Consider the following 20624-nt stretch of genomic DNA (forward strand, 5'->3'; position numbering starts at 1 on the left):
CGCAAGTGCAGACGAAACGTGCCTCGAAACTGTCCCTGGCGACATTTGCATTCGCGCTCGCCGGCCTTATCGTGACGGCGCATGCCAAGCACATGTACCAGTACACTGATGCGCAGGGCATCGTGCACTTCACCGACGTCAAGCCGCCGGACAATACGCCGGGAGTGAAATCCATACTCGTGCACACGGATGCGCAACCGCTGCTGCGCTCGCGCGAGGACGGAACGGACGAGGATCGTACGATCGTTTTCGTCAACAGCACGGGCGGCCCGATCACGGTCGAGATCGACGTCACCGACGCGAAGAACGTGCGCACCGAGCCCGAGGTGCTGCCGGCACGCGTGGTGCTGCCCGGCCGCAGCGAGACGCGCGCACTGCATATCGTCGCGACCAACCCGGCGGCGGGCTTCCGTTACGGCTACAAATACACTTACATGCCCGGCGATTTTCGCGCGGCACCCGACGAGAGCGCGCGTTACGCGCTGCCGTTCCCGGCCTACCTTAAGCTTCGCATCAACCAGGCCTTCGGCGGCAAGTTCAGCCATACCGAGGCGCAGAACAAGTACGCCGTCGACTTCGGCATGCCCGAAGGCACGCCGGTGCTCGCCGCACGCGACGGCATCGTCATGACGGTCGACAACGACTACTACGGCAACGGCCTCGATATGGACAAGTACGGCGACCGCGCCAACAACGTGCGCATCGTGCACGCCGACGGCACGATGGCCGTATACGCGCACCTGCAGCTCGAAAGCGCGCGCGTCCAGGTCGGCGACCAGGTGCGCGCCGGACAAGTGCTGGCGCTGTCGGGTGATACGGGTTACACGAACGGGCCGCACCTGCACTTCGTCGTCCAGCGCAATGCGGACATGACGATGCTGGCGGTGCCGATCCAACTCGTCGGCGCGGACGGCAAAATCCTCACCCCGGAGGAAGGCATGAGCGTGGGCGGGACGCCGTAGCCGCGCTGCGGCTATAATGCGCGCCCCGTCCGCATCCCCTTTGCCATTCCGGCGAATGGCCTGAATTCGCCATGCCGGCGAAGGCCGGCATCCATTTTATCTTCGCTTTTCGTCTTTGAGCCGAAAGCAAGATGGATTCCGGCTTGCGCCGGGATGACAGCACAAAGACATGAATCACATCGACGAAACCCGCCGCCGGCGCACGTTCGCCATCATCTCCCATCCCGACGCGGGCAAGACCACGCTGACCGAAAAGCTGTTGCTGTTCGGCGGCGCGATCCAGATGGCCGGCAGCGTCAAGTCGCGCAAGGCGGCCAAACACGCGACTTCGGACTGGATGGCGCTCGAGAAGGAGCGCGGCATTTCGGTCACCTCGTCGGTGATGCAGTTCCCGTACGAGGGCCGCGTCGTCAACCTACTCGACACACCGGGCCACGCGGACTTCTCCGAGGACACCTACCGCGTGCTGACCGCGGTCGATTCGGCGCTGATGGTGATCGACTGCGCCAAGGGTGTCGAGGAACGCACGATCAAGCTCATGGACGTGTGCCGCCTGCGCGACACACCGATAATGACTTTCATCAACAAACTCGACCGCGAAGGCCGCGCGCCGATCGAACTGCTCGACGAAGTCGAATCGATTCTGAAAATCCAGTGCGCGCCGATCACTTGGCCTATCGGCATGGGTTCGCGCCTGAAAGGCGTGTATCACTTGCTCACGGGCGAAGTGCATGTGTTCGAGCCGGGGCGCAATTTCACGCGCCAGGATTCGACCATCTTCGCCTCGCTCGACGATCCCGCGCTCGAAGCCAAGATCGGCGCGGACATGCTGCGCGAACTACGCGACGAGCTCGAACTCGTGCAGGGCGCTTCGCATCCGTTCGATCTGAAACAATATCTCGCCGGCAAGCAGACGCCGGTGTTCTTCGGTTCGGCGGTGAACAATTTCGGCGTGCAGTTGCTGCTCGATTTCTTCGTCGAGCACGCGCCGGCACCGTCCTCGCACGCCGCGACGACGCGTTCGGTCGAGGCGACGGAGAGCCCGCTCACCGGCTTCGTGTTCAAGATCCAGGCGAACATGGACCCGATGCATCGCGACCGCGTCGCGTTCATGCGCATCTGCTCGGGCACGTTCAGCGCGGGCATGAAGGCGTTCCACGTGCGCACGGCGAAGGAATTGAAACTCGCCAACGCGCTAACTTTCATGGCCAGCGACCGCGACATCGTCGAGAAGGCCTATCCGGGCGACGTGATCGGCATCCACAACCACGGCACGATCTCGATCGGCGACACATTCACCGAAGGCGAAGCGCTCGCGTTCACCGGCATCCCGAACTTCGCACCGGAGCTATTCCGCCGCGCGCGTCTGCGCGATCCGCTCAAGATGAAGCAGTTGCAGAAGGGACTCGCGCAATTGTCCGAGGAAGGCGCGACCCAGTTCTTCCGCCCACTGATGTCGAACGACCTGATTCTCGGCGCGGTCGGCGTGCTGCAGTTCGACGTCGTGGCGTATCGTTTGAAGGACGAGTACGGCGTCGAGTCGACGTTCGAGAACGTCAACGTCGTCACCGCGCGCTGGATCAAGTGTGATAACGCGAAGAAGCTCGAAGAATTCCGCGAGAAGGCGGCACCGAATCTCGCCCTCGACGCGGCCGGAGAACTGGTTTACATCGCGCCGTCACGCGTGAATCTGCAATTGACCGAAGAACGCTGGCCCGACATCACCTTTGCGGCCACGCGCGAGCACGCGAGCGCGGTGGAGGCGTAGTCCCGCGGCTAGGGTTTAGTCGCGGTTGCGCACCGCGGCCACGCCGAGTTCGAAATAGTACTGCCCCGGTCGCGCCGATGCGGCCACGGAACCTTCCGGTGCAGTCGGGTAGAAACCCGTCACTCACCCAGGCATTGAAAATGCTGCCGCAACGATCAAACCGATACCGCCGCAAAAAACGTGGGAAGCCGCTGTTGCATAACCATGTCCTCCGGAGCCGCGAAAGAGGCGTACTACTGCTTGCCCTGCTCGTCGTTCCGCGGCGAGTCGCCGTTGTTCTTTTGAACCGGCTTGCTTTCGCCGACGGTGGTCGGTTCCCCGACTGTCGCCACGCCTTGTTGCAGGTGCGGATCGTAGGGGTTGTCCGTGGAACGCAGCTCGCGGTACGCGATCGTGCCATCAATGCCTGTGGTGCCGGTGATGTCGCGGCCCGAATCCATCGGCGTCGGCGAAGAATTTCCTTGTTTGCCCGGCGTGGGAATGTAGCGCTGATTGAGATTGCCGACCGAAACCGGCCCGTTCTCGGCTCCGAGATGCGACCCCGTGGCGCTGTCGCGCACCTCGCGCCAGCGCAATTTCGCACGCGGTAGCGCAACGGCATCACCGTAGCTAGGAAGCAGTTCCTGCAGGATCCGCTCGGCCTGTGCCAGGCCTTGCTTGTCGAGCTGCATCGCGATCAAGTTGCGCGCCTCGACATATTGCTTGTCGTTGCGCTCGGCCGCGAGCGTCATCCACGCCATTGCGCGCGGCATGTCGACCGCTACGCCTTCGCCGCGCGCATAGATCACACCAAGGTTGAATTCGGCCGTCTTGTACGCCCACGAAGCGGCAACCTGGTACATCTCCACGGCATGCGGATAGTCCTTGTGGCGAACCGCATCGGCGCCGAGGTTGTAGTAGTACTCGCCGGGTCGCGCCGACAGCATCAGTGAATCCTGCGCGGCCGACGACGGGGTTACGTACAGATCCGCCGCGCGGAGCGGCAAAACCGTCATCATTGCCGCTGTCAGCATCACGGCGCAAAACATTTTCGGTCCAGAACGCGATCTCATTTCACACTCCCCATCGAAAACTACGAAGGAAATAGTACGAATGAGATCGTAGTATCTATCCGGAAATGTATCTCTGCAACTGCTCGAGCTGTTCGGCCTGATCGTCGATCACGGCCTTGACCAGATCGCCGATCGAAAGCATGCCGACGACTTTGCCATTCTCGACCACGGGCAGATGGCGGATGTGCTTGTCGGTGACCACGCGCATGCAGCGATGCACGGTGTCGCCGGGCGCCACGCTGATAACGTTCGCAGTCATGATGTCGCGCACCGGCGTGTCGCTCGATGAGCGCCCCTTGAGGATGACCTTGCGCGCATAGTCACGCTCGGAAACGATGCCGAGCAGTTCCTCGCCGCGCATCACGAGCAGCGCGCCGACGAACTTGTCGGCCATGAGCTGGATCGCCGCGAGTACGGGCTGATCGGGACCGATCGAGTAGATCTCACGCTTGTCTTCGATCAATTGCTTGACGATACGCATCGGAGTACTCCTTCAGCAATGGAATAGCTCTTCGTTCCGCTTGAATCTAGTTTACGCTTTCGGGAGCGGAATGGCGCCGTGCATCTCCAACCGATGCGCTCTCCGATTGTGATGCGGGAGCCAACTCGTCGATCAAATACAGCGGCCGCTGCTTCGTTTCGATGTACATGCGCCCGAGGTATTCGCCGATCATGCCTAGAGCCATCAGTTGCACGCCGCCGAGAAACAGGATCACGAGCATCAGCGTGGGATAGCCCTGCACCGCATCGCCGAGCAGCAGCGCCTTGCCGAACACCCACACCGCGTAGACAAAAGCCAGCGCCGCCGTGCCGAGGCCCACGTATGTCGCCAGCTTCAGTGGCGCAGTCGAGAACGAGGTGATGCCCTCGAGCGCAAAATTCCACAGGCGCCAGTAATTGAACTTGCTTTCGCCGGCAAAGCGCGCATCGCGCTCGTAGACGATCGACTTCTGCTTGTAGCCGATCCAGGTGAACAGGCCCTTCATGAAGCGCTGGCGTTCGCGCAGGCGCTTGAGCGCTTCGAGTGCACGCCGACTCATGAGGCGGAAGTCGCCGGTGTCGCGCGGCACCGGCGTGGCGCTGAGCCTTTCCATGACCCGATAGAACGCGGCCGAGGTGAATTTTTTCAGCGGCGTCTCGCCCGCGCGCGTGGAGCGCGTGCCGTAGACGACATCGTAACCTTCGCGCCACAGTCCGATGAATTTCGGTATCAGTTCGGGCGGATCCTGCAGGTCGGCATCGATGACGACGACGGCGTCCGAATCGGCCGCGTCGAGTCCGGCGGTCAGCGCGAGTTCCTTGCCGAAGTTGCGCGCGAGCTTGAGCGTGGCCACACGCGCATCGGCTTCGCGCAGGCTGCTCATCACCGCATAGGTGTCGTCGCGGCTGCCGTCGTCGACATAGAGCACCTCACACTGCATGTCGAGCTTGTCGAACACGGCGGCGAGCCGCGCATGGAACTCGCGCAGGCTTTCGCCTTCGTTGTACGCGGGGACGACGACGCTGAGCTTGGCCATGCAGGGAAATCGCGCAGACTGAACCGGATGATCGAATGCTAGCCGAAGCGCGTGACGATCGACACCGCGGCATGCGCCGCGTCCAGCACCTAGCGGGCGAGGTAGGCCGGGCCGCCAAGCTGGCGCACCTGTCGCTCGATCCAGGCCGCGCGGCGCAGCATGTAGGCCGACGGCGCGTCGACGTGCAGTTTCACCGGGTTGGGCAGGCTCGCGGCAAGCAGAGCAGATTCGCGAACGCTCAGGTCGCGCGCGGGCTTGCCGAAAAATTGCCGCGCTGCCGCCTCGGCGCCGTAGATGCCGTCGCCGAATTCGGCGATGTTCGCGTAGACCTCGAGGATGCGCGCCTTCGGCCAAGTCAGCTCGATCAGCACGGTAAAATGTGCCTCCAACCCTTTGCGCACCAAACTGCGCCCGTTCCACAGGAACAGGTTCTTCGCGGTCTGTTGCGAGATCGTGCTCGCGCCGCGCAAGCGCGCGCCCTCGTCTGCATCGTCCATCGCCTCGCCGATCGCTTGCAGGTCGAAGCCGTGGTGCAGCGGAAACTTCTGGTCTTCCGCCGCGACGAGCGCGATCGGCAGTTCCGGCGACATCTGCGTCAGCGGCACGAAGCGCTGCTTCAAAGCGAAGCCACTCTCTCCGTCACGCCAAGCCTGGATGCGGCGTTCGACCATGAACGCAGAGGTCGACGGCGAGGCGAAACGCAGGATCAGCACCGGCAGCCAGGTCAACGCCAGCATCGCAAGTGCAATCACCGCCAGGCGGCGCGGCCAGCGTCGCCGTCGCGATTGCGGGCGTAAGGGAAGCTTCATGCGGGCAAGAATTCAGGGTGGCAGCTTAAGAAACCGGCCGCCAGCGCGCGAGTTTGCCACGGCTGCGATTGCCCGCACGCAATGGAATGTGATTCATTTGGCACAAATGGCGGAAAATGATTGTTAGGTTTTCATAAATGAGATAGCATCGGGTGGCTGCCGAACATGTGGTTTTGCCAACTGCGGCAGGGAACTAAAGCTGGAAGTGAATACTCTTTAACCACCGGAACCGGTAGCCGGATTTCATGCGCAAACTGCTCGCCCTGATGCTGACTGCTTCGATGCCGCTCGCCGGCGTCGCGCAGTCGCCTGCGCCTGCGCATCTCCAGTCGCCGCAGCCCGCGCCGCAACTGCTTGAACAAATGCTCGGCTCGAGCAGCCTGCTCGGCGGATCGGATGCGCGTGCCGTTCCGCTCTGGAGCACCCCCGACGGCCGCATCCTGACCTTGGTTTCGGCCGGCAGCAATCACAACCCTACCCTGCCCAAGTCGCCGCAGATCGGTGGTGCGAGCGAATGGCGGCTGATCGACGTCACCAACCTCGTCTCCGGCGGTCTGCTGATGCGCATCGGCAACAATGCCAATGCGCAAGTCAGCCTGAGTCGCTCCGCACTGCAGGCGCCGCTCGCCGCAGGCTGCGCATCTGCGACTCCGTGCCTGGGTCCCAGCGCGTTGGCGCGCGGCGGTGACTTCCGCCTCGGCTCGGCCTGGTTCCCGTCCGACAGCATCGAGCTCGGCCTAAGCTACGACATGGCTTGGCTGCACCACGACAATACGGCCAGTGCCTACAGCGCCCCCAGCTACGGACTTGCCGGTTTGGGCAGCCCGTTGTCGCCGCTCGGCCTGTCCGGCTATTCGCTGCTGGACGCGCAAAGCTCGCAGGTCAATGCGCTTGGCCGCTTCCGCCTCGCCGATGAGCAGTCGCTCAACTTCGGCGCCAGCCTCGGCCGTATCCAGCTCTCTGTCCCCGGCACGACCACGCCGCTGACCAGCCTCAACCTGGCCGCGGTCAGTTTCGGCGTGCAATACGGCTCGTTCGGTGGCGATGTGACCGGTCATGTGCTCAGCCCGACAGATGCGCTCGGCACCAGTGCAGCCAGTTCGCGCCTGACCGGAGTCGACCTCGGCATCTCCTGGCGCACGCCCTGGAGCGGCATGTTCCGCTTCGGCACGCAAAACCTGTGGTCTTCCGGCAACCTGCCCTATCTCAACAACGGCCCCGTCTCGCGCGAAATCGAATCGAGCCAGGCGCGCGTGCCTTACGTGCAGTACCACCAGGATCTCTGATCCCTGTCGCCGCCCGCTGGCGACGCCCGACGCAGCTTTCCTCGCATCGCCTCTAAGCGGCCGCGCTCATTGCCGGCCTAAGCGATAGCGTCGCCGCCAACCACCCTTTTCGCCCATCCATCGTGTCGTGATGGTCTCCACAATTTATGCGCGAGTGTAAGTAAATGAAAGAAAATTTGTTCCACTGTTAAATATTTGTTGCTAACATCTTAAATTCGTATGCCCCTGCCTTGGTTCCAGTCCCGGAAGTCTTCCGGCAGGGTGCTATTTCGATGAATTTTCACTTCACCCGTTGGGGAGCGTAGATATATGAATTACAACACCAATAAGCTGGTCTCGGCCGTCCGTTTTGGCCTCGCGATCGGCGCCGTAGCCGCAGTCGGCACCGCCGCCGCGCAGAATGCCGATTCCGGCGAGAAGAAGAGCCATAGCCTCGAGACCATCGTCGTCACCGGCTCGAACATCCGCCGCGTCGACATGGAAACGGCGAACCCGGTCATCACGATCGACCGCGCCGCGATTTCGAAATCGGGCAAGACCACCCTTGGCGACATCGTGCAGGACCTGCCTGCGATCGCGGGCAATGCCAACAACACCAACGTCAACAATGGCGGCGGTGACGGCCAGGCCAACGTGTCGCTGCGCGGCCTCGGTTCTGTGCGATCCCTCGTCCTCATCGACGGCCGTCGCCTGCAGATCGGGGGCACCACCGCGGACGTCAACGCCATACCGGCCAATATGATCGAGCGCATCGAAGTGCTGACCGACGGCGCCTCGGCGATCTATGGCTCCGACGCAATCGGCGGCGTGGTCAACATCATCACGCGCAAGAACTATCAGGGCGTGGAAGTCAGCGGCCAGTACGGCATCTCCGACCGCGACGACGGCCAGCGCAAAGGCTTCAACCTGACCATCGGCCAAACCGGCGAGCGCGGCAGCGTCACGGCCGGCATCGACTACAACAAGCAAGACCAGATTCTCGCCGGCCTGCGCGACTACAGCCGCTACTCGTACACGCGCAACGCCGTCACCGGTGTCGTCGGCTTCACCGGCTCCACGTCGGCGCCGACCGGCTTCATCCGCGCCCCCGCATTTGCCGGCTGTCCGAACGTCGCCGAAGGTGGCGGCGTTCCGGGCGGCACGCTCGATCCGAACGCGCCAGGCGGCAACGGCATTCCGAAGGGGTTCCGCTGCTTCCAGGGCGGCAGCTCCGCCGGCCTCGGCGACCTCTACAACTTCGCCGCTATCAACCTGATTTCGACCCCGTCCGAGCGCACCAACGCGTTCGTCAAGGGCTCGTACAAGCTGACCGATTCGGTCGAAGCCTACATGAACCTGCTGTACAACAAGACCGATTCGGCGTTCCAGATCGCTTCGGTACCTGTCAGCCTGTTCAGCACGGGCTTGCTGATTTCCTCGAAGAACCCGTACAACCCGTTCGGCATCGACATCGGCACCAAGAGCGCGCAAAACGCTTCGCTGCGTCTCGTCGCGCTCGGCCCGCGTCACCAGGCCTACAACACGGAAAACAATCAGGTCACGGCCGGTCTCGGCGGCAACCTGCTCGATACCGGTTGGCAGTGGGACGCGAACATCGGCTTCGGCAAGTTCAGCGCCAACCGCACGCGCTCCGGTTACCTCAATGCCGCGGCGATCACGCAGTCGGGCGCGCTCGGTGCGAACTGCACGCCGGTCAGTGCCGGCCTGAGCAACACCACCTGCCTCGACATCCTCGATCAGAGCGATCCGAACACGGCGACGCTGCTGCAGAAGTACTACGGCAGCACCCTGCACTACCACGCGCTGCAGATCCAGCGCCAAGCCAACGTCAGCGCCAACGGCGATCTGTTCGCGCTTCCGGCCGGCAACGTCAGCATGGCCGCGGGCCTGAGCTACCGCAAGCAGTACGTCGAGAACGACGCCGACCAGGCCACCGTGGCCGACCCGCACAACGGCGGTCGTTGCGGCGGTATTCCAGAAACGTGTACCTCGCCGTTCAGCGGCAACTACGACGTCAAGGAAGCCTATGCCGAAGTGCTCGTGCCGATCCTCAAGGACGCGCCGTTCGCGAACAGCCTGAACCTGATCCTCGGCGACCGTTACTCAAAGTATTCGAGCTTCGGCAGCACCAATAACTGGAAGGCGGCGATCGAGTACAAGCCGCTCGAAGACCTGCTGTTGCGCGGTACCGTCTCCAAGGTGTTCCGTGCACCGAACCTAACCGAGACCTCGGCCGCCCTGCAGAGCTCGTACGACAACTACGTGTCGCCGGGCGCGGGCTTCGGCTCGTCCAACGGCAACCAGGTGCAGGTGCTGTTCTCCGGCGCCAACGTGGCCGGCCAGCCGATCAAGCCGGAAGTCGGCTCGACCTTCGACTATGGCTTCGTCTACGACCCGCACTGGATCGAAGGCCTGAGCGTCAGCGCCGACCTGTGGCGCGTTTACCTGACCGACCTGATCGTGCGTCCGACCGGCCAGACCATCGCCAACTTCTGCTTCGCCGACAAGAGCAACCCATTCTGCAAGTTCATCAACTTCTCCTCGGGCCAGATCGACAGCATTTCCGGCGTCGCCTACACCAACCTCGGTCGCCTCGATGCCGCGGGCGCCGACTTCGGTGCGAGCTACCGTCTGCAGGAAACACCGTACGGCAACTTCCGTTTCGGCCTGCAGGCCACGTACTACAACAAGTACGACAACACCGTTCCGACGGGCACGGGCTCGGCGGTCGTCACCCATGTCGCCGGCGGCTACAACTCTCAGTACGGCAACTTCGCCCGTTGGCGCGCGCTCGGCAGCATCGACTGGTCGATGGGCGATTTCTCGGCTTCGTGGCGTCAGCGTTACCAGAGCCGCGTGCACGTCTTCGCGCTCGGCGACTACCATGTCGGTTCCTGGGTGCGTCATGACCTGTCGGTCGGCTACAACCTGTCGGCGCTCAAGACCCGCATCGACGTGGGCGTCGACAACGTCGGCGACAAGCAGCCGCCGTTCTTCTATCAGGCGGTGACCAACGCCAACACCGACGTCAACACCTACGACACGATTGGCCGCTACTACTGGGGTCGCGTGACCGTCAAGTTCTAAGAAACATCTGCTGCAGCATCGGCCCGCGTGTCCGGCAACGGACGCGCGGGCTTTTTTTTGCGCGTGTGCACAGGCCGATACATCTCTGAATCGAAACCGAACGGGAGTCCCGTCTGCGCCTTGAATGTTTCCTTGTTAAGGATTTGTTGCTAGTATCCGGTGTTATCGAAATTGCGCGTAGGCGTGTTCGTGTGTGCTTTTTCCCCAGGACGGGGAGAAATTTATTTTGTCCCGAAAGATCAACCCTGACGTTGGAGAGTGTATGAAACTCAACGAAATCAACAAGCTATCCTCCTCGGTACGCCTCGCCCTCACGATGGGCGCGGTGGCCACCGCAGGCATCGCCACGACTGCCCAAGCGCAGAACGCCGACACTGGCGACAAGAAGAGCCAGAACCTCGAAACCATCGTCGTTACCGGTTCGAACATCCGCCGCGTCGACATGGAAACCGCCAACCCGGTTCTCACCATCGACCACGCCGCGATCGAAAAGTCCGGCAAGCTCACGCTCGGCGACCTGGTCCAGCAGCTGCCGTCGATCGCCGGTAATGCCACCAACCCGAACGTCAACAACGGCGGCGGTACCGGTGCGTCGACGATCTCGCTGCGCGGCCTCGGTTCCAACCGTTCGCTGCTGCTGATCAACGGTCATCGCATCCCGACCCAGTTGCAAGACTTGAACATCATCCCGACCTCCGCGGTCGAGCGCATCGAAGTGCTGAGCGACGGTTCTTCGGCCGTCTACGGTTCCGACGCGGTCGCCGGCGTGGTCAACATCATCACGCGCACCAACTATCAGGGCGCCGAAGTCGGTGCCGACTACGGCATCACCGATCATGACGACGGTTCGCGCCGCGCCTATCACGCCATGTTCGGCCAGTCGACCGACAAGGGCAGCATCATCCTCGGCATCAACTACAACAAGTCCGATCCGGTGTCGGCGGCCAACCGCGCCTACTCGCACGACGCGCTGTACAAGTACAGCACGGGCTACGTGGTTCACGGCGGTTCGAGCCGCACGCCGAACGGCCGCATCAACCTGCCCACGGGCAATCCGCTGCGTACCGCGCTGGGCTGCTCTTCGGTCACCCGTCTGCCCGGCACGCAAGGCACCTCAACCAGCGATTACCGCTGCTACAAGTCGAGCATCGATGCGTTCAACTTCCAGGCGGTCGGCAACTACGACCAGACACCGTCCGAGCGTACCGGCCTGTTCGCCCTCGGCAACTACAAGCTGACCGACAACGTCGAAGCCTTCATGGAAGTCTTCCACAACAAGACCGTTTCCGCGCAGCAAATCGCGCCGGTGCCGCTCGATACCGGCACCGACGGCATGGTCATCCCGACGAACCAGTACTACAACCCGTTCGGCATCGAGTTCAGCGTGCCCGCATTCAACGCAACGGGTAATGAGCTGCGTACGCGTCTGTCGAGCCTCGGCAATCGTCAGACCCACTTCTCGACCACGCACGATCTGGCCACGATCGGCCTGAAGGGCAGCTTTGCCGACACGACCTGGACTTGGTTCGGCGACTTCACCTACGGCAAGCTCACCCAGCTGCGTTCGAACGCCAACTACATCAACTACTCGAAGCTGGCGTCCAATTTCAACTGCACCTCGCTGGCCTGCGATCCGATCAATATCTTCAACATTTACGATCCGAACACGATCGCGCTGCTCAACAGCGCCAAGCTGACCACCTCCTCGCACCTGAACTACCAGTACAAGCAGGCCCAGGCCGGCGTCAGCGGATCGGTGTTTAGCCTGCCGGCCGGTGATGTCCAGGTCGCCGGTGGCGTATCGTATTCCAAGCAGTACATCAACAACGTGGTCGACTCGGCGGTCCTGATCAACCCCACCGACTTGACGTGCTCGGGTCCGCAATCGATCTGCAGCTCGCCGACCCAGGGTGGCTACAACGTCAAGGAAGCCTACGCCGAGTTGCTCGTGCCGATCCTCAAGGACGCACCGTTCGTGCACTCCCTGAATCTCGACCTCGGCGATCGTTATTCGAAGTACAACCTGTTCGGCAGCACCAGCAACTGGAAGATCGCGCTTGAGTACAAGCCGATCGAGGACCTGCTCGTCCGTGCCACCGTGTCGAAGGTGTTCCGCGCACCGACCGTCACCAACCTTTACGGTGGTCCGTCCAGCGATTCGCCGACCGCAGTCGACCCGCTGAACCCGAACTGCGCGTCCACCGGCACCTGTCAGGTCTCCGGCATCGTCGTCGGTTCGCAGTACGCCAACCAGAACTTCGGCACGAATTCGCAGCTGCTGCCGGAGAACGGCAAGTCCTACGACTACGGCTTCGTCTACGATCCGAGCTGGCTCCCGGGCCTGTCGATCAATGCCGACTACTACCGCATCGTGCTCAACAACCTGATCGTGGCCGGCACCGGCACGGCACAGACGATTCTCAACAAGTGCTATCAGGGCGGTACGACCCCGGTCGGCCCGACCTGCTCGCTGGTGACGCGCACCGCTGGCGGCCTCATCCGCTTCATCTACGAAGCGCCGTTCAACTCGGGCACGCTGGAAACGAAGGGCGTCGACATCGGCGCAGCATATCGTCTGCCGGAAACCTCGTTCGGCAACTTCCGCGTCGAGGCGAAGGCCACCTACATCCAGTCCTACAACATTACCCAGGGTGACATCACCACGGGCTACGCGGGTCATTTCGACAAGACCTACGGCAACTTCGCCCGCTGGCGCGGCCTCACCTCGCTGGACTGGAACTGGGGTTCGTTCTCGGCCTCGTGGCAGATGCGCTACATCGGCCGTATCGCGGTCGGCTTCGCCACGCCGAACTTCGGCGGCAGTTCGGCTACCGTCGACGGCTGCACGAACGGGCCGCTGAGTGCGGATGGCAGCTGCGGCAAGACTGGAGATGCGTATATCGGTTCGCCGTTCAAGTACGGTTCGATGCTGTACCACAACATCTCGTTCGGCTACAACATCGAGCCGCTCAACACGATGGTGCAGGTCGGCATCGATAACGTCGGCGACAAGCAGCCGCCGATCTTCTACCAGAACAACGTGATCAACGCGAACACCGACACGAGCACCTACGACACGATCGGCCGCTACTTCTGGGGCAAGATCACGGTCAAGTTCTAAGCTCGTCTTCAGGAACACTTGCAAACCGCGCGGCTCACCCCGCGCGGTTTTTTTTTGCGCTTCATTTAACTACTTAACACAATTATTTACTTGACATGATTTATTATTTAAGCGTAGTTTTCGACGCATATTTCTAAGTCAAAAAAACAAGCATGCGCGTAATGAGAACTGTCGGAATGCTGCTTCTGCCGATATTATTCTTTATTGTCGGCCTTTATAGCGCACCTATTGCAGTCCGCACCTATCATCAACTGTTCCCAGAGCCAGCATTTCGGATCGGCGATTTTAACGCGCTTCATTCTCAAGCCAATAGCGAAGTAGTGATGTTTAGCACTTCGACGTGCCCTTACTGCAAAGAGGCGAGGGCATTGCTAGATGCGCGAAATATCAATTACAAAGATTACGTCACTGATGTATCCAAAGAAGCGGAGGGCCTCTTTGAAAAGCGCGGAGGTGGAGCAGTCCCCCTCCTATACATCGGCAACAGAGAGATTCGCGGCCTACAGAAGCAAGCCATTTATGAAGCTTTAGCTTCGCTGAAATCCAGTGTATCCAGCAAAAATTAATCTTTTGTAAGCGCCGCGGTCCAGCTTGCAATATTGGTTATGCGACCGCCACCTCTATGGAGAGACCCTCATGAAAGCAAAATTTTGGGCAGTTGCATCATTGGCATTATTTTGCGCAGGAATTGGATCTGGAATTTCTGTCGCAAAAGCGGACGTCTCGTGTACAGATCAATGCGTGCAAGCATATAACACATGCCGGGCCTATAACGGGGCTGACTGCTTAGCCGGGTACAATGCATGCATAAAACTTTGCAACGGTGGTGGAAGATAAACGCTCAGACCAATCAGTTCTTTTGAAAGTTTTATTGCTCAATTGAGCTTGCAAAAGCCACGCTTATCCAGCGTGGCTTTTTTCTTGTGCCGATATTGCTAAGGATGATCCAAACAAAAGATCTTTGCGTGCACCTTTATATTCAAATCATTTGGTCTGCGATTTGAAATTCTGCTTTGAAACCCACGCGGCTCACCCTGCGCGGTTTTTTTTGCGCAAGCGGTGAACCGACCAGTGCTTCAGCCAGGGCCCCAGGGCCTGAATTGCCTTTGCACCGCGAATACGACCAACCCCTGCGCGAGAAACTCCGAATACGGAAACGCCAAGCGGTCGCTCAGCCCGGCAAGGATCTCGGCGACCTCCGCAGGTGGTTCCAGATTGAAGGTATGACCGAGCGGCGTGACGCAGAGGACCGGGTCGGTCAGGCTGTGATACATGCGGCACGACACCGGGCGATGTTCGTAGACACCGCACTGACTTCCCTTCAGCAGTGGACAACCGTGGCCTTTTGCGGCGTAGGCGCGTAGCGCCTGCGTCAGGACATCGGCTGCAGCAGCACCACCCTCGCCCGCTTCCGCGGCGAGCGCCTGGAATTCGTTCGCCTGGCGCAGGAATGCATCGTGGATGCCTGGATAGTCGGGCCGTGTGCGCAATTGCCGATAGAGACTGATGATCTCGAATGAATACACGCCGTGCACCGCCTGCCGGCAGCAGCGCGCACAACCCGCCTGGCACTGTATGCGCAGCCGGCTCGCGCCGATGTTGTGCCTGATGTAACTGTCGTAGAGCGCATGGAACGCATCGAGTTGGTCGAAGAAGCGATCCGGCAACCAACCCGTCGCCGCGAACCTGTCGACCTCCTCGCAGGCAGCCATGTCCTTGGCGATGCGCGTCATCTCCGCAGCGAGGCGCAGCGACTCGGGATCGCCTAGGGATGGAATGGAAAATCCGTCTTGCATGATGTTCCCCGGAATCGGGTGGCTGTCGCCGCCGGCGCGATCATAGCCGCGAGCAAGAAGCTTGGCATCGGCTGCGCGTGAAAGCATCCGCCTTCTGCGTCACAATACGCCGCTGCGGATTCGGCCGCAGTCCGCATCGAACGTCATTCTTCGCATGTCCACTGCCGCGCTACCCATCAATGCCATCAATGACGCCCTGAGCCGCGGGCGGCCACAAGATGCCGAGCGCCTGACTCGCGATTTCCTGCGGCAGTCGCCGACCGACCCGGATGGGCTGATCCTGCTCGGCCTGTGCCTGCGCGAGCAAGAGCGCTGGACCGAGGCGGTCGGGCCGTTCAGCCAACTGACGCGACTGCAGCCGCGCTCGGCGTTGCACTGGAGCAATCTCGGCACCGCGCTGCGCAGCGCGGGGCAGATGCGCGAAGCCGAGGATGCCTATCGGCGCGCGATCGAACTCGATCCGCGCTACTACACGGCGCTGATGGACCTGGGCTTCCTCTACCTGCAGCGCGGCATCTATCCGCAGGCGCGCGATTGTTTCCTCGATGCGCACGCGCTCGAACCGGAATCGCCCGACGCGCGCATCTACGCGGCGCAGATGTGCTTCGCCCTCGACGATCGCAACATCGCCGAACGCCTGATCGAACCATGGCGGACATGGACCGATCTGCCCGATGACCTGGCGCTGGAACTGGCGATCCTCATGACCCAGTTCGGCGATTCCAACCAAGGCAGGCTGATCTTCGAGCGCCTACTCACCGACAATCCACACAACCTGCGCGCGATCGCGCATCTGGCGATGATGTTCGAGCGGATCAACCAACTCGACGAGGCGCGCGCGATGCTCGCGCGCCTGCCGCCACCGGAAGCGATCGCTGATCCTGCGCTGAGCCAGGAAACGATCACCGCGCGCACGATGCTCGCGCTGCGCGAAAAGGACCCGGCGCAGGCGCGCGCCGTGGTCGAGGCCATGATCGCCGGGCAGCAACGCCTGCGCTCGCGCAGCGACTCGCGCGAGGCCGATCTGTGGCTGCAGGACAACCTGTATTTTTCCCTGGCCAAGGCTTGCGACAAACAGGGCGACGTCGATGCCGTGATGCGCGCACTCGAACAGGCGCATGCGTTGCAGATCGACCTCGTGCGCACTTCGCTGCCGCAGCTGCTCGAGCCGGCAGCGCAGCCGCTGCACACGGCGACGAAATGGATCAGCGCCGAAGCGTTCGCCGCGTGGCCGGAGCTGCCGGCACCATCGATGCGCGAGTCACCGATATTCATCGTCGGCTTCCCGCGTTCGGGCACGACCATGCTCGAGCAGATGCTCGATGCGCATCCGCTATTGCAGGCGATGGACGAACGCGCGTTCCTGCAGATCCTGGTCGAACGCATGAGCCGGTTCGGCCTGGTCTATCCCTACGATCTCGGCAAGCTCGACGCGGCCCAAAGCGAGGAGCTGCGCCAGCTCTACTGGAGCCTCACCGCGAAGGTCGCGCCGCGCCGCGAAGGCCAGCGCCTGGTCGACAAGAACCCGCTGAACATGCTGCGCCTGCCGCTGATCCATCGACTGTTTCCGCAGGCGCCGATCATTCTCGCGCTGCGCCATCCCTGCGACGTGATCCTGTCGAACTACATGCAGTATTTCAACTCGAACATGTTCGCCGTGCTTTGCTCGAGCCTGGAACGTCTCGCCCAGGGTTACATCACCGCATTCGATTTCTGGCTGCATCACGCCACGTTGTTCAAACCCAACCTCATCCAGTCGCGGTATGAGGACTTGCTCGACGACTTCCCCGGCAACGTCAAGCGCATCGGTGATTTCCTCGGCCTCGACGATGCGGCGCCGCTGGCGCGCTTCGACCAGCACGCGCGTGACAAGGGCTTCATTTCGACGCCGAGCTACAACCAGGTGATCGAGCCACCGAACAAGAAGGCAGTGGATCGTTGGCGGCGCTACCAGCGCTACTTCGAGCCCGTCCTGCCGATCTTGCAACCGATGCTGCAGCGATTCGGCTATGACAGCTGATCCTCGCCCCGCTCTGCCGCTCGCGGACCTGCGCAGCTACGTGCAGTGGTTCGACGCCGCGTTGCCGCCGGAGTTCTGCACGCAGATGATCACGGCGTTCGAACAGATGACCACGCATCAGGCGCCGAACGGCCGCGGCCACCAGCCCGCGCTCGATGCCAGCGCATGGACCGAGCTCAACATCCAGCCGCACGTCGACACTGCCTTCATGGGCTTCTTCTACGCGAGGATCGACGAATATCTTGCGCGCTACAATGCAAGCCTGCCGATGACGCTGCCGGTGCCGAATCGTCCGAAGCTGGAAGACCTGCGCATCAAACGCTACAGCAGCGCGGCGCGCGACCAGTTCCAGCCGCACTTCGATGCCGGCGATGCGCACATGAATCGCTACATGGTTTTCCTCTGGTATCTGAACGATGTGACGGAAGGCGGCGAAACCGGTTTTCCCGACCTCGGCATCAAGGTTCAAGCGCGCGCTGGCCGGCTATTGATGTTTCCTCCGTACTGGATGTTCCAGCATGTCGGCTTCGCGCCGGTCTCGAACGACAAGTACATCGTCTCGACCTACATGCTGTTTTGATGTCCCACGTCCTCCTGCTTGTAACGAATTTTCGATGAAACCCACTACTTCCGGGCCGTCCGGTTCACGCCTGCAAGGCTTGTCAGCGCAGGCCATCCGCTCGGTGACCGCGGCTGCGCACGCGCTCGACCTGGGCCGCGCCGCCGAGGCCGACCAACAGATCATCGGATTGCTTGCCTTGTACCCCACTCACCCGGAAGTTCTGCGCCTGCTCGCAGGCGTGCAGAGCCTGCAGGGCGATTTCGCCGCCGCAATCTCGACCCTGCAAAACGCCGTCGCCCAGCGTCCCGACGATGCCTTGTATCTGAACACGCTCGGCGCCGCGCTGGTCGAAGCAAATCGCTATGACGATGCGATCGCCGTTCTGCGGCGTGCCTGCGAACTCGATCCACGCCTGACCAGCGCCTGGTACAACCTCGGCCTCGTCCTGATGCGCAGCATGCGCGTCGACGAATCGGCCGCGGCGCTGCGCCGCGCCCTGGCGCTTTCGCCCGAACTCGCGATCAGCGCCCATGCGATCCTCGGCGACATGTTCCGCGCCGAAGGCCGCATCGACGATGCCATGGCGGAGTATCGGGCGGCGCTAGCGCGGCAGCCGCACGCAGGCGCCGCCTGGTGGGGCATGGCCGACATCAAGACGCTGCGTTTTTCCGATGACGACCTCGCGCGCCTGCGCAAGGCAATGAAGCATCCGGGCGCCAGCGAGGAGGACCTCCTCGCCATGGGCTTCGCGCTGGCGAAAGCGCTGGAAGACCGTGGCGAGTATGCCGATTCCCTCGCCGCCATCGCTCAGGCCAACGCGCGCGTGCGCACGCGCCGACGCTGGGACGCGCAAGCTTACAGCGCGCACGTCGGCGCCGTTCTCGAGGCTTTCACACCGCCTCCTGCGAATGGTATGGAAGCTCTTGGCAACGAGGTGATTTTCATCGTCAGCCTGCCGCGCTCGGGCTCGACCCTGGTCGAGCAGGTGCTCGCCTCGCATTCCCGCGTCGGCGGCGGCGGCGAGTTGGCCGACCTGCCGCTCGTGCTCGGCGAAGAATCGCAACGCACGGGCCTGCCCTTCCCGCAATTCATCCACGCACTGAAACCGCAGGATTGGCAACGCCTCGGACAGCGCTACCTCGAGCGCACGGCGAAGTGGCGCGTCGAGCGACCGTGCTTCACCGACAAGCTGCCGAGCAACTGGCTCTACATCGGCGCGATCCGCGCGATGCTGCCAGGCGCACGCATCATCGTCGGCCGACGCGACCCGCTCGAAGCCTGCTTCTCCTGCTACCGGCAACGCCTCGCGAACAACGAATACACGCGCACCTTCGCTGATCTCGCCGCGTACTGGCGTGACTTCGACCGCGCGGTGAAACGCTGGCGCGAACTGCATCCGGCAAACGTCTACGAGAACAGCTACGAAAGGTTGGTGAACGACCCCGAAGCGACGATTCGCGATCTGCTCGCATTTTGCAACTTGCCGTTCGAAGCTGCCTGCCTCGACTTCCACAAGACCGAACGCGACGTGCACACGCCGAGCGCCATGCAGGTGCGCGAGCCGCTGCGCCGCGACACCGCGCGCGCACCGCGCTACGGCGCGCTGCTCGATCCACTGCGCATCGAGCTCGGCTTGCCAAGATATGATTCCGACCCATGACGACGTGCACCTGCCTCAAAATCGTAGCGAGCGAAGGCAGATTGCGTGCCGGGCGCGCGCAGGAACCGGAGTGTACAGTCGAGTACATGAGGATTTCGAGCACGACCGGCGCGCAAGCTGCCGAGCGCAGTAGATTTTGAGGCAGGTGCAATGGGAAATATCGTCTGGCTCGCTTCTTATCCGAAGTCCGGCAATACGTGGCTGCGTGCGTTTCTCGCCAATCTCATCGCAAATCGCCCTGCGCCAGTGCCGCTCGCCGAGTTGCCGAGCTACGGCCGGCTCGAAGCCGAGCCCGAACTGTATTCGCGCATCGCGGGGCGGCCGAGCACGGAACTGGACTTCGCCGAGCTGTGCGCGTTGCGCCCGCAGGTGCACGCCGCGATCGCGGCAGCGGCGACGAAGACCGTGTTCGTGAAGACGCACAGTATGGCTGGCGCGATTGACGGCGTGCCCCTGTTGACGCCGCAGGTGAGCGCCGGCTCGATCTATGTCGTACGCAATCCGCTCGATGTCGCGATCAGCATGTCGCACCACTTCGGCATCGACCAGGATGCGGCGATCGACTATCTCAACAACGAGAATTCGGCGACAGAGAACAGCGAAATGTTCGTGACCGAATTCCTCGGCTCCTGGTCGCAGCACGTGAAGAGCTGGGCCGATATGGAGAGCGAGCGCATTTTGATCTTGCGCTACGAAGATCTGCTCGAGAAACCGGCGAAATGGTTCGGCAAGGTTGCACGCATGGTCGGAACCGAGGATCGCGCGCGCATCGAGCGCGCAATCCGCCATTCCGATTTCCGTGCGCTCGCCGAAATGGAGAAACGCGACGGCTTCGTCGAGGTGCCGATCAAGGGCAAACGTTTCTTCCGCGCCGGGCGCAGCAACCAGTGGCGCGAGAAACTCAGCCGCGAGCAGGTCGCACGCATCATCAAAGCGCATCGCGAACAGATGCAGCGCTTCGGCTACGTGCCGGGCGGTCATTGA

General features: G+C 62.0%; 15 protein-coding genes. 10 read left to right on the plus strand and 5 right to left on the minus strand.

From position 1 onward, the window contains the following. Positions 1–5: 5 nt before the first annotated feature. Positions 6–962: a peptidoglycan DD-metalloendopeptidase family protein gene (locus tag F455_RS19310; RefSeq protein ID WP_018971427.1), complete on the plus strand. Its 957-nt coding sequence runs from the start codon at positions 6–8 to the stop codon at positions 960–962. 169 nt (positions 963–1131) lie between these two features. After that, the gene (locus F455_RS0101205; RefSeq protein ID WP_018971428.1) at positions 1132–2730 is read left to right on the plus strand and encodes a peptide chain release factor 3; all 1599 of its coding nucleotides are present in this window, start codon (positions 1132–1134) and stop codon (positions 2728–2730) included. A 233-nt stretch (positions 2731–2963) separates the two neighbouring features. Here the strand turns inward: F455_RS0101205 and F455_RS19315 are convergent, their stop codons facing one another. From F455_RS19315 to mtgA, 4 genes are all read right to left on the minus strand, one after another. Further along, entirely contained in the window at positions 2964–3656 is a 693-nt protein-coding gene (locus F455_RS19315) for a tetratricopeptide repeat protein (RefSeq protein WP_157578369.1), read from the minus strand. A gap of 181 nt (positions 3657–3837) precedes the next feature. Continuing rightward, complete coding sequence (locus F455_RS0101220) at positions 3838–4263, minus strand: CBS domain-containing protein (RefSeq protein ID WP_018971431.1); 426 nt, start codon at positions 4261–4263, stop codon at positions 3838–3840. Positions 4264–4309: 46 nt separating this feature from the next. Beyond that, on the minus strand, positions 4310–5299 hold the full coding sequence (locus F455_RS0101225; RefSeq protein WP_018971432.1) for a glycosyltransferase family 2 protein: 990 nt from the start codon (positions 5297–5299) through the stop codon (positions 4310–4312). A gap of 89 nt (positions 5300–5388) precedes the next feature. Further along, the gene (mtgA, locus tag F455_RS0101230; protein WP_018971433.1) at positions 5389–6108 is read right to left on the minus strand and encodes a monofunctional biosynthetic peptidoglycan transglycosylase; all 720 of its coding nucleotides are present in this window, start codon (positions 6106–6108) and stop codon (positions 5389–5391) included. 245 nt (positions 6109–6353) lie between these two features. On the opposite strand from mtgA, the gene F455_RS21710 reads away from it, so the two are divergent. The 4 genes from F455_RS21710 to F455_RS22330 all read left to right on the plus strand — a co-directional run bounded on the left by F455_RS21710 (position 6354) and on the right by F455_RS22330 (position 14168). Next, entirely contained in the window at positions 6354–7394 is a 1041-nt protein-coding gene (locus F455_RS21710; protein WP_018971434.1) for a hypothetical protein, read from the plus strand. Positions 7395–7703: 309 nt separating this feature from the next. Further along, positions 7704–10481, plus strand: a complete 2778-nt coding sequence (locus F455_RS0101240; protein WP_018971435.1) for a TonB-dependent receptor plug domain-containing protein — start codon at positions 7704–7706, stop codon at positions 10479–10481. Positions 10482–10743: 262 nt separating this feature from the next. Next, positions 10744–13602 (plus strand): TonB-dependent receptor plug domain-containing protein, encoded by a 2859-nt coding sequence (locus F455_RS0101245; RefSeq protein ID WP_018971436.1) that lies wholly within the window; start codon positions 10744–10746, stop codon positions 13600–13602. A gap of 176 nt (positions 13603–13778) precedes the next feature. Next, the gene (locus F455_RS22330) at positions 13779–14168 is read left to right on the plus strand and encodes a glutaredoxin family protein (protein WP_169337271.1); all 390 of its coding nucleotides are present in this window, start codon (positions 13779–13781) and stop codon (positions 14166–14168) included. A 510-nt stretch (positions 14169–14678) separates the two neighbouring features. On the opposite strand, the gene F455_RS0101250 is transcribed toward F455_RS22330, so the two are convergent. Continuing rightward, positions 14679–15485, minus strand: coding sequence for a YkgJ family cysteine cluster protein (locus tag F455_RS0101250; RefSeq protein WP_018971437.1), 807 nt, complete (start codon positions 15483–15485; stop codon positions 14679–14681). A gap of 67 nt (positions 15486–15552) precedes the next feature. Here F455_RS0101250 and F455_RS0101255 point away from each other — a divergent pair, with 67 nt between their 5' ends. The 4 genes from F455_RS0101255 (at position 15553) to F455_RS0101270 (ending at position 20624) form a co-directional block, all read left to right on the plus strand. Next, positions 15553–17418: a sulfotransferase gene (locus F455_RS0101255; RefSeq protein WP_018971438.1), complete on the plus strand. Its 1866-nt coding sequence runs from the start codon at positions 15553–15555 to the stop codon at positions 17416–17418. Then, on the plus strand, positions 17408–17998 hold the full coding sequence (locus tag F455_RS0101260; RefSeq protein ID WP_018971439.1) for a 2OG-Fe(II) oxygenase: 591 nt from the start codon (positions 17408–17410) through the stop codon (positions 17996–17998). The genes F455_RS0101255 and F455_RS0101260 overlap by 11 nt, the downstream gene beginning before the upstream one ends. A gap of 34 nt (positions 17999–18032) precedes the next feature. Continuing rightward, a complete protein-coding gene (locus F455_RS0101265; RefSeq protein WP_026292949.1) occupies positions 18033–19640 on the plus strand; it encodes a tetratricopeptide repeat-containing sulfotransferase family protein in 1608 nt (535 codons plus the stop codon). A gap of 150 nt (positions 19641–19790) precedes the next feature. Beyond that, positions 19791–20624 (plus strand): sulfotransferase domain-containing protein, encoded by an 834-nt coding sequence (locus tag F455_RS0101270; RefSeq protein WP_018971441.1) that lies wholly within the window; start codon positions 19791–19793, stop codon positions 20622–20624.

Source organism: Rudaea cellulosilytica DSM 22992, from assembly GCF_000378125.1.
GTDB classification, from domain to species: Bacteria; Pseudomonadota; Gammaproteobacteria; order Xanthomonadales; family Rhodanobacteraceae; genus Rudaea; species Rudaea cellulosilytica.

Bases quoted from the DNA above. Each gene is read 5' to 3' on its own strand.
- mtgA (WP_018971433.1), bottom strand. From the start codon at position 6,108: ATGAAGCTTCCCTTACGCCCGCAATCGCGACGGCGACGCTGGCCGCGC.
- F455_RS19315 (WP_157578369.1), bottom strand. From the start codon at position 3,656: ATGCTGTCGGCGCGACCCGGCGAGTACTACTACAACCTCGGCGCCGAT.
- F455_RS0101220 (WP_018971431.1), bottom strand. From the start codon at position 4,263: ATGCGTATCGTCAAGCAATTGATCGAAGACAAGCGTGAGATCTACTCG.
- F455_RS0101240 (WP_018971435.1), top strand. From the start codon at position 7,704: ATGAATTACAACACCAATAAGCTGGTCTCGGCCGTCCGTTTTGGCCTC.
- F455_RS0101205 (WP_018971428.1), top strand. From the start codon at position 1,132: ATGAATCACATCGACGAAACCCGCCGCCGGCGCACGTTCGCCATCATC.
- F455_RS21710 (WP_018971434.1), top strand. From the start codon at position 6,354: ATGCGCAAACTGCTCGCCCTGATGCTGACTGCTTCGATGCCGCTCGCC.
- F455_RS0101260 (WP_018971439.1), top strand. From the start codon at position 17,408: ATGACAGCTGATCCTCGCCCCGCTCTGCCGCTCGCGGACCTGCGCAGC.
- F455_RS22330 (WP_169337271.1), top strand. From the start codon at position 13,779: ATGCTGCTTCTGCCGATATTATTCTTTATTGTCGGCCTTTATAGCGCA.
- F455_RS0101255 (WP_018971438.1), top strand. From the start codon at position 15,553: ATGTCCACTGCCGCGCTACCCATCAATGCCATCAATGACGCCCTGAGC.
- F455_RS0101225 (WP_018971432.1), bottom strand. From the start codon at position 5,299: ATGGCCAAGCTCAGCGTCGTCGTCCCCGCGTACAACGAAGGCGAAAGC.
- F455_RS0101250 (WP_018971437.1), bottom strand. From the start codon at position 15,485: ATGCTTTCACGCGCAGCCGATGCCAAGCTTCTTGCTCGCGGCTATGAT.
- F455_RS0101270 (WP_018971441.1), top strand. From the start codon at position 19,791: ATGGGAAATATCGTCTGGCTCGCTTCTTATCCGAAGTCCGGCAATACG.
- F455_RS0101245 (WP_018971436.1), top strand. From the start codon at position 10,744: ATGAAACTCAACGAAATCAACAAGCTATCCTCCTCGGTACGCCTCGCC.
- F455_RS0101265 (WP_026292949.1), top strand. From the start codon at position 18,033: ATGAAACCCACTACTTCCGGGCCGTCCGGTTCACGCCTGCAAGGCTTG.